Annotated in this window: 7 protein-coding genes; all 7 read right to left on the bottom strand. The window is 73.5% G+C overall.

What is annotated here, in order from left to right; translation table 11 throughout:
• Nucleotides 1–1,485 (bottom strand): PrsW family intramembrane metalloprotease (locus tag HF519_RS19705; RefSeq protein ID WP_169414451.1); only part of this gene is annotated, 1,485 nt, incomplete at its 3' end.
• 54 nt (nucleotides 1,486–1,539) lie between these two features.
• Nucleotides 1,540–2,016 (bottom strand): DUF3180 domain-containing protein, encoded by a 477-nt coding sequence (locus HF519_RS19700; RefSeq protein ID WP_169414450.1) that lies wholly within the window; start codon nucleotides 2,014–2,016, stop codon nucleotides 1,540–1,542.
• A complete protein-coding gene (folK, locus tag HF519_RS19695) occupies nucleotides 2,013–2,540 on the bottom strand; it encodes a 2-amino-4-hydroxy-6-hydroxymethyldihydropteridine diphosphokinase (RefSeq protein WP_169414449.1) in 528 nt (175 codons plus the stop codon). The genes HF519_RS19700 and folK overlap by 4 nt, the downstream gene beginning before the upstream one ends.
• 79 nt (nucleotides 2,541–2,619) lie before the next feature.
• Nucleotides 2,620–3,006, bottom strand: coding sequence for a dihydroneopterin aldolase (folB, locus tag HF519_RS19690; protein ID WP_169414448.1), 387 nt, complete (start codon nucleotides 3,004–3,006; stop codon nucleotides 2,620–2,622).
• Nucleotides 3,003–3,899 carry a dihydropteroate synthase gene (gene folP, locus HF519_RS19685; protein WP_169414447.1) on the bottom strand — a complete coding sequence of 299 codons (897 nt, stop codon included), beginning with the start codon at nucleotides 3,897–3,899 and terminating at the stop codon, nucleotides 3,003–3,005. Before folP ends, folB begins: the two co-directional genes overlap by 4 nt.
• A 5-nt stretch (nucleotides 3,900–3,904) precedes the next feature.
• On the bottom strand, nucleotides 3,905–4,486 hold the full coding sequence (gene folE / locus HF519_RS19680; RefSeq protein ID WP_169414446.1) for a GTP cyclohydrolase I FolE: 582 nt from the start codon (nucleotides 4,484–4,486) through the stop codon (nucleotides 3,905–3,907).
• A gap of 44 nt (nucleotides 4,487–4,530) precedes the next feature.
• Nucleotides 4,531–6,960 (bottom strand): ATP-dependent zinc metalloprotease FtsH, encoded by a 2,430-nt coding sequence (gene ftsH, locus HF519_RS19675; protein ID WP_169414445.1) that lies wholly within the window; start codon nucleotides 6,958–6,960, stop codon nucleotides 4,531–4,533.
• Nucleotides 6,961–7,190 lie beyond the last annotated feature (230 nt).

The following is a 7,190-nucleotide window of genomic DNA, read 5'->3' as shown; positions in this document are numbered from 1 at the left end:
GGCCCCGGGGGGCGACGGCTGCGGCGGGCCACTCGGGAAGCCGGGCTGTCCGGGAGCACTCGAGGGGGGAGTACCGAGCTGTCCCGGGGCACCCGGCGGAACGGAGCCGGGCTGTCCCGGGGCACCCGGCGGAACGGAACCGGGCTGCGGCGGGGGACCGGGGTACGGTCCGCGGCCGGGCTGGGCCGGCGGACCTTGCCAGGGCGGCCCACCCGGGCCGGGAGGGCCGTGCGGCCCCCACGGCCCGCTCCGCCGGGGCGACCCGCCGTCGCCGGGCGGTGGGAGCTGCGGGGGCGGGCGCCACCCGGGCGGCGGCGTCCGGCGCCACGCGGCCGTGAGCGCGTCGGGCATGCCCACGGCACGCGCCCTGGTCCCGGCGACGGCGCCCACCATCGCGTCGTGCCGATCGTGGGCGCTCTCCCGCACCGTGCCCCGCGCGATCCGGTCGCGCAGGAACGCCAGCTCGGTCACCGCGGCCTGGTAGTCGGCCACCGCGCGGGCGGCCGCCTTGCCGGAGCGCCGCTTGACCGCGGAGAGCCAGCCGCGCCGCCCGGCCAGGCTCGACAGCAGTTCGACCTCGCTCTGGGCGATCCAGCCCGCCTGGGCGAACCCGGGCAGCTGGCCGGCGACGATGCGTTGCTCGCGGCGGCGCTGCCAGATCACCAGCGCGATCATGGCCAGGAAGACCGGCACCATCACGAAGCCGTAGACACCCATGAAGACGGTGCCGCCGAACAGCGTCGCGGAGCCGTTCCACAGCGCGTGCAGGGCGACGGCCAGCAGGTACCCGACGAGCACCGCCAGCACCCGCACGGCCGTGCTGCGGCTGCCGGCCGCGATGCCCGCTCCGATCCCGATCATCGCGGTGAACAGCGGGTGCGCGAACGGCGAGAACACACCGCGAAGCAGCAGCACCGCCAGTACGCCGCCGCTCTGACCGACCATCGCGTCCTCGGCGAACGCCCGCCCGAGGTAGAGGATGTTCTCGGTGAAGGCGAACCCGGCGGCGACCAGCCCGGCGTAGACGATGCCGTCGACGATGCCGTCGAACTCGCGGCGCCGGAAGACCAGCAGGCCGACCAGGAACAGCCCCTTCATCGCCTCCTCGACCACCGGGGCGATGACGGTCGCACCCAGCAGGTCTCCGCTGCCCTTGCCGAGCAGGTCGTCGGCGGCGAGCGCGGCACTGCTGTTGATCAGCAGTGCCGACAGCGCGGCGAAGCAGGCCCCCCAGAGGAAGGCGACGAACAGCAGCCGGGGCGGCTCGGGCTCCCAGCGGTCGACCCACAGGAAGGCCGCGACCACCGGACCGACCGGCAGCAGGGCACACAGCGCCCCGACGACGACGGCGCCCGTACCCACCGACCGGCCGACCAGCCCGAGCACCACCAGCCCGCACACGGCGAGCGCGACCAGACCCGCCACGGGTGCGAGCACACCGCGACGTTGCTGGGTGCGAGCCGGCACCGGCATCGACTGCGCCATGCCTGGGAAGCCTACGGGCGATCACCCACGGCCGCGCAGTCACCGGCGGTCCGCTCAGCGGCCGTCGGTGTCCTCGGCGGGTCCGCCCCGGTCGGGGTCGTCCGGGGTGCGGCAGCAGCGTTCCAGCCACAGCGCGCCCGCGACGAGGCCGATCGCGCAGAGCAGACCGATCCCGGCGGCGGTCGCGTCGCCCGCCGCCGCGTCCACCTCGGCGCTGCGTGGCAGGACGTAGGACAGCAGCCCGGCCCACAGGCCCGCCACGACCGCCCCGCCCAGCGCCGAGGCCTGCGCCACCAGGACCGCGCGGGCGGCGACGAGCGGCTGCACCGGCCGGGCGCCCGGACGGCGCTGGATACGGGCCCGCAGCACGTTGCCGGCGACCACCTCCGCGAGGCCCAGTAGGCCGAGGGTCACCCCCGCGGCGGCCGGGAACGCGGGCAGGGACCCGTAGCTGAGCCGGACCAGCAGGTTCGCCAGCAACGCCGCCACCAGCCCCGCGACGACCAGATCGCGCACCCGGGTCGGCTTCATCGCGCGCGGCCCCGGCCCAGGCCCCAGCTCAGGTCGTCGCGGCGGTGCATGCCGGCGGTGTCCGCCGCCGGCAGGGCGTCGAGCAGCGCACGGACCGGCCCGTGCCCGGGCAGCACCGCGTCCGGGTCCACGTCCAGCCACGGGAGCAGCACGGTGGCGCGCTCCGGGGTGCCGGGATGCGGGAGCAGCAGCTCCGGGTCGTCGCTGTGGACGTCGCCGTCGCCGTCGGCCACCGTGACCACGTCGACGTCGAGGGTCCGCGGACCCCAGCGGATCTCCCGGACCCGGCCCGCGGCGTCCTCGAGGCGACGGCCGCGGCGCAACCAGCCCCACGCGTCGGTATCCGGGTCGTCGACGACGAGGACCGCGTTGAGGAAGTCGTCCTGCTCCACCCCGCCCCAGGGGGCCGTCTCGTAGACCGGCGAGGCCGCGACGAGGACGTCGGCCAGGTCGGCGACCGCGGACCGCAGGTACGCGAACCGGTCGCCGAGGTTGGACCCGAGGGACAGGACGGCGCGACTCATCGGGAACGTCCTCCCGGATGTGCCGGCTCGGCCCCCCGGGAGGGCCGACTCGCGCTCCCGGAAGGGCCGACTCGCGGGGTCATGCGGGGACGATCCGGCCGCTGTTGCGCCGCGAGCGGCGGGCGACCACCGCGACGTCGGCGAAATCCAGCGGGATCGGGGCCTGTGGCTTGTGCAGCTTCACCTCGACGGCGTGCACTCGTTCGTCGGTCATCACGTCCTCGGCGATGCGGGCGGAGACGGTCTCGATGAGCTTGCACGGCTCCCCGCCGACGATCGCGGCGGCCCGCTGGGCGAGGGCGCCGTAGTCGAGGGTGTCGGCCAGGTCGTCGGACGCGGCGGCCGTGTCCAGGTCGATCCAGACCGTCACGTCGACGATGAAGTCCTGCCCGTCGCGGCGCTCGTGGTCGAACACACCGTGGTGGCCGCGGACCTTCAGCCCGCGCAGCTCGATGCGGTCGGTCATGAACCTGCTCCGCCGGGCCACTGGCCGGTGCGCGCGCGGGAGGCGCCGAGGCGCCACGCGGTGGCCACCGCGACGGCGTCCATCGACCCGGCCACGTCGTGCACCCGCACCCCCCAGGCACCCGCGTTGGCGGCCAGCGCGCTGATGGCGGCGGTGGCGACCTCGCGACCGTCGGGCGGCCGCACGGTGCCGTCCGCCTCGGCGAGCAACTGTCCCAGGAAACGCTTGCGCGAAGCCCCCACCAGTACCGGGAAGCCCAGCGCGATCAGCACGTCGAGACGGCGCAGCAGAGCCCAGTTGTGGGCGGCGGTCTTGGCGAAGCCGAGACCCGGATCCAGGACGATCCGGTCCGGGTCCACCCCCGCCATCACCGCGGCGTCGGCCCGGGCCACCAGTTCGGCCCGGACCTCGCCGATCACGTCCTCGTAGCTGGCCAGCGCGTTCATCCGGTCGCTGTGGCCCCGCCAATGCATGAGGATCCACGGCACCCGGGCATCGGCCACGACCGCGGCCATGCGCGGGTCGGCCAGCCCGCCGGAGACGTCGTTCACCACCGTCGCTCCGGCCGCCACGGCGGCCTCGGCCACCGCGGCGCGCGAGGTGTCCACGCTGACCTGGACACCCTCGGCGACCAGCTCCTGGATGACCGGGACCACGCGGGCCTTCTCGGTGTCGGCGTCGACCCGCCCCGCGCCGGGGCGGGTCGACTCACCACCGATGTCGACCAGGTCGGCGCCGGAGTCGCGCATCGCGACCCCGTGCGCCACGGCGTGGTCCCGGTCCAGGTAGCGGCCACCGTCGGAGAACGAGTCGGGCGTCACGTTGAGCACCCCGACCACGGCGCAACGGCCGGGTTGCGGCAGCGCGACTCCCTCGCGACCGGACCCCCCCATGCCGATCACCTGCCCCGGATCAGCGACAGCGCCTCGGACCGGGACGTCGGCGAGCTCTGGAACAGCCCGCGGACCGCCGACGTGGTGGTGCGCGACCCGGGCTTGCGGATCCCCCGCATCGCCATGCACAGGTGCTCGGCCTCGATCACGACGATGACACCGCGCGGGTCGAGCTTGCGGACCAGCGCGTCGGCCACCTGGCCGGTGAGCCGTTCCTGCACCTGGGGACGCTTGGCGTACAGGTCGACGACACGCGCGATCTTGGACAGCCCGGTGACCCGGCCCGTGCACGACGGGATGTACCCGACGTGCGCGACGCCGTGGAACGGCACCAGGTGGTGCTCGCAGGTCGAGTACATCGGGATGTCCTTGACCAGGATGAGCTCCTGGTGGTCCTCGTCGAACGTCTTGTCGAGGACGGCGTCGGGATCGGTGTAGAGGCCCGCGAACATCTCCTCGTACGCGCGGGCGACCCGGGCCGGGGTCTCCTGGAGGCCCTGCCGGTCCGGGTCCTCCCCGCACGCGATGAGCAGTTCGCGGATCGCCGCCTCGGCACGCTTCCGGTCGACACCCCGGTGGCCGTTCATTGCGGCAGCCGAGGCCGCGGTGGTGCCGCCGGGGTTGTCCGCGTTCAGTTCCTGCCGCCCGTGTCCGGGCCCGGCGTCGCGCCGGGCTCATGGCCGTCCGCACCCGGAGCGCCGTCCATGGCGTGACCGTCGTCGGAGTGGGGAGTGCCGTGCTGGCCATGGCCGAACCGCTCCGGCTGCCCGTGCCGGCCCGGCTGCTGGGCCTGCTGCGGCGGCTGCCACTGCGACGGCGGCCATTCCTGGCCCGCCGGCGTGGTGGCGGGCCGCCAGTCCGGCGGGGCGCCGTAGTTGGGCGGCACCGAGTTCGGCTGGCCCGGCTGCGGGGCGGCCGGGCCGGGACCGTTGGACCAGCCCTGGTTGTCGCCCTGCCCGTTCGGCGGAGCGGGGAACGCGGTCGGGAACGGGGGCTGGCCCGGGTACCCGCCGTTCGGCCCCGGCTGCGGGACCGGCCCGCCGTTCGGGCCCGGGGTGGGCAGGCCGTTGGGGGAACCGCCCGGGTAGGAGCCCACCGGGGCCGGCTCGCGCGCCGGCTCGGTGTGCGGCGGCCACGGCTCGCCTCGCTCGCGCGCCTGCTCGGCCGGGGTCAGGATCGGCGGCTTGTCCGACGGGGTACGCCCGCCGAAGTCGTTGAACGCGGTGATCCGCGGCCGCTTCTCCACCCGGTCGAAGATGCGCTCCAGGTCGGTCCGGGTCAGCGTCTCCTTCTGGAGGAGCTCGAAGACCAGGTCGTCCAGGACGTCCCGGTAGGTGTTGAGGATGTCCCAGGCCTCGGTGTGCGCGGCCTCGATGAGCGCGCGCACCTCCTCGTCGATCTCGTGCGCGACCTCGAGGGAGTAATCGGCCTGGTGGCCCATCGAGCGGCCCAGGAACGGGTCGCCCTGGTCACGGCCGTAGCGGACGGCGCCCAGGCGGGCGCTCATGCCGTACTCGGTGACCATCGCCTTCGCGATCTTGGTGGCCTGGTCGATGTCGGAGGAGGCCCCGGTGGTGGGCTCGTGGAAGACGAGCTCCTCCGCCGAGCGGCCACCCATCGCGAACACCAGCCGCCCGATCATCTCCGAGCGGGTCATCAGGCCCTTGTCGTCCTCGGGGACGACGAGCGCGTGCCCGCCGGTCCGCCCGCGGGGCAGGATCGTCAGCTTGTACACCGGCTCGAGGTCCGGCATCGCCCACGCGGCGAGCGCGTGCCCGCCCTCGTGGTAGGCGGTGATCTTCTTCTCCTGCTCCGAGATGATCTTGGTCTTGCGCCGGGGGCCGCCGACCACGCGGTCGACCGCCTCCTCCAGCGCCGCACCGTTGATCAGCGTCCCGTTCTCGCGAGCGGTGAGCAGGGCGGCCTCGTTGATGACGTTGGCCAGGTCGGCGCCCGACATCCCGACGGTCCGCTTGGCCAGACCGTCGAAGTCGGTGTCGTTCTCGAACGGCTTGCCCTTCGCGTGCACGGCGAGGATGGCCCTGCGACCGGCCAGGTCGGGGGCACCGACCGGGATCTGCCGGTCGAACCGGCCCGGGCGCAGCAGCGCCGGGTCCAGGATGTCCGGCCGGTTCGTGGCCGCGATCAGGATGATGCCGCCACGGGCGTCGAACCCGTCCATCTCGACGAGCAGCTGGTTGAGGGTCTGCTCGCGCTCGTCGTGACCACCGCCGAGACCGGCGCCACGCTGGCGGCCGACCGCGTCGATCTCATCGACGAAGATGATGCACGGGGCGTTCTGCTTGGCCTGCTCGAACAGGTCACGCACCCGGGAGGCACCGACGCCGACGAACATCTCGACGAAGTCGGAACCCGAGATCGTGTAGAACGGCACGCCCGCCTCGCCGGCGACCGCGCGGGCCAGCAGGGTCTTGCCGGTACCGGGCGGGCCGTAGAGCAGCACGCCCTTCGGGATCTTCGCACCGAGCGCCTGGTAGCGCGCCGGGTTCTGCAGGAAGTCCTTGATCTCGTGCAGCTCCTCGACGGCCTCGTCCGCGCCGGCGACGTCGCCGAACGTGGTCTTGGGCATGTCCTTGGACAGCTGCTTGGCCTTCGACTTGCCGAAGGACATCACCCGGTTCCCGCCACCCTGGGCGTTGTTCATCATCCAGAACAGGATGAGGAGCACCAGGCCCAGCGGGATCAGGTAGATCAACATCGTGACCAGGAACGAGTCCTGGCGAACCGCCGTGTTGAACGTCGGCTTGCTGCCGGCTTCCTGCAACGAGGTGAAGATCTGCCCCGCCGCCTGGGCGGGGTACTGCGTGATGATCTGGGTCGAACCCTCGATGGGGTTGTTGAGCGTGAGCCGGAGCCGCTGCTCCTTGTCCTCGACGAGCGCGTCCTTGACGTTGCCGTCGGCGATCTGCGTCAGCGCGGTCGACGTCGGAACCTGCGTGTAACCGCGGGTGTCGTCGAACAGCACGCTGAACGTAGCGTAGATCAGGATCGCGGCGAGGATCCAGATCAGCGGGTTGCGGAGCAGACGCTTGCGGTCCATGCAGCTTCGGCCTGGTGGCCTTCACCCTCCCTGGAGAGATTCTCCGGCTGCGAACCGCGAATCGCGGATGCACCAGCCGGCCCCGAGTCCGCCAGGATAGCCGCCCCACGGCTGACCCGCGTCACGGCTCCGACCGGCGAACGCCGAGGTGGATACGTGTGGGCCAACGTCCGGATGCCCGTCCGTGTTCCCCCGGGTGGTCGTCGCGCGCCCGGCCGGACCGAGGGAAG

This window comes from Pseudonocardia bannensis, from assembly GCF_012911875.1.
GTDB lineage: Bacteria > Actinomycetota > Actinomycetes > Mycobacteriales > Pseudonocardiaceae > Pseudonocardia > Pseudonocardia bannensis.
Note: the sequence above shows the minus strand (reverse complement) of the source record. Positions and strands in the feature narration are given on the sequence as shown.

What these genes read in the sequence shown, in the direction of transcription:
- folK (WP_169414449.1), bottom strand. Translation starts at nt 2,540, where the DNA reads ATGAGTCGCGCCGTCCTGTCCCTCGGGTCCAACCTCGGCGACCGGTTC.
- folP (WP_169414447.1), bottom strand. Translation starts at nt 3,899, where the DNA reads ATGGGGGGGTCCGGTCGCGAGGGAGTCGCGCTGCCGCAACCCGGCCGT.
- HF519_RS19700 (WP_169414450.1), bottom strand. Translation starts at nt 2,016, where the DNA reads ATGAAGCCGACCCGGGTGCGCGATCTGGTCGTCGCGGGGCTGGTGGCG.
- folE (WP_169414446.1), bottom strand. Translation starts at nt 4,486, where the DNA reads ATGAACGGCCACCGGGGTGTCGACCGGAAGCGTGCCGAGGCGGCGATC.
- ftsH (WP_169414445.1), bottom strand. Translation starts at nt 6,960, where the DNA reads ATGGACCGCAAGCGTCTGCTCCGCAACCCGCTGATCTGGATCCTCGCC.
- folB (WP_169414448.1), bottom strand. Translation starts at nt 3,006, where the DNA reads ATGACCGACCGCATCGAGCTGCGCGGGCTGAAGGTCCGCGGCCACCAC.